Consider the following 1514-nt stretch of genomic DNA (forward strand, 5'->3'; position numbering starts at 1 on the left):
CCATCATAAGAGGCCATCATAAGAGGGCGCCATAACCGTTTGGGGCGCCTTGTGGCACAAGAAGGAGACCGCGTTGAACGAGCAGATGCCTTTGTCAATAAAGACACAAAAACCGTTACCTTAACGGAGGGCAAGATTTATATCGCAGGCGATATCTTTCCCGTCTCAAATGCTGTTCTCACCAATATTTCCATGATGGGGCGCGTGGAAATCGGTGTAAAGTTGCAAAAGAAATGGGTGACCTATGAGGATGATCCAGAACTCTTAGGACAAGTGCCAGGCTCCTTGGCAGAAGGAGAGCCCGGGGCGGCACGCGAGGTCGCAAAACTTGTCTGGGCTCTCAAAGATGATAACCAGCAAGGAACTTTCTTTCCGGTCTATATTTTGCAAGATGGCGTTTTGATTGATCAAAAATCCCCCTCACTGCTTGAACCGGCTATGCAAGCCATTGCGACCTATGATCGCGCCCATGGACATTATATCGTCAAGGGATGCCGTGTCACAGCTTTGGGGAAAGAGGGACAAAAGCAAGTGTTTAGTATTCAAGAGGGAGAAGCCAATATCAATGGTTTCAAACGCAAACGCTTGGCTGCTTTGCGCTATGAAGAACTCGAGGATTTTTCGACAAGTGCTGTCCCTAGTGAAACCCATATTTTTGTGCCCCCAAAGGGCAAGACAAGCTTTACCTTTAAAACCTATTACGCTCCCATTGCTGCTGTTCATTCCATTTTGTTGACCAAAGAAAAAACCGTGACAATCACCCGTGGTGCGGTTGCCGCTGGGCGTGATGGCGTGCCGGACAAAAGCATCACCTCTTTTATCAAAATTGTTCAAGGTGGAAAAGAATTTAAAGAAGGCACAGATTTCAAAAAAACTGGAGACACCATTGACTGGGCACCAGTGGGAGATGAACCCTTACCAGGAAGCAGCTATACGGTGACCTATCGCACCCGCGCGAGCATAAAAGCGGATAAAGTGACAGCGCAGGAAATTACGGTATCCGGTGGAGCAATAGGGGGTGATATCATTGTGAGTTACACCTACAAACTCCCCCGCATTGACCGTATTGGTTTCAACACAAAAGGCAATGTTGTCTATATCAAAGGGGTCTCGGCAGACCAACCCATGGCACCTAGTGTCCCGGATGATGTGCTCTCCCTTGCTACCATTACCAATAATTGGCTTAGCACCCCCCAAGTGGTTAATGATGGGACGCGTGTTGCGCCCTATGATGAGATGTGGCGTTATTTTCAACGGGTGCTCTCTCTTGATCGCCTGATGCAATTAGAGCGTATTAAAAGTAATGTTGACTCTAAAGAACCCGTTGCCAAAAAAGGCATGTTTGCAGACCCTTTTCTCGATGACAGTTATCGCGATGAAGGTTTTCCCCAAACAGGGGCTATTGGTCATGGCATTTTACAGCTTGCCATTGATCCAACCTTTTACACCGCTCACCTGACCGCACCCATCACCCTTGACTGGACAAATGAAGTGATCATTGCACAAGAATTGAC

The 1514-nt window shown here is 47.7% G+C and carries 1 protein-coding gene; it reads left to right on the forward strand.

The annotated features are described in order from the left end of the window. Positions 1–15: 15 nt before the first annotated feature. A partial coding sequence (locus CEV08_RS09150) for a DUF4815 domain-containing protein (RefSeq protein WP_245407090.1) occupies positions 16–1514 on the forward strand: 1499 nt, incomplete at its 3' end.

The organism is Bartonella tribocorum (assembly GCF_002778015.1).
Taxonomy (GTDB): Bacteria; Pseudomonadota; Alphaproteobacteria; order Rhizobiales; family Rhizobiaceae; genus Bartonella; species Bartonella tribocorum_B.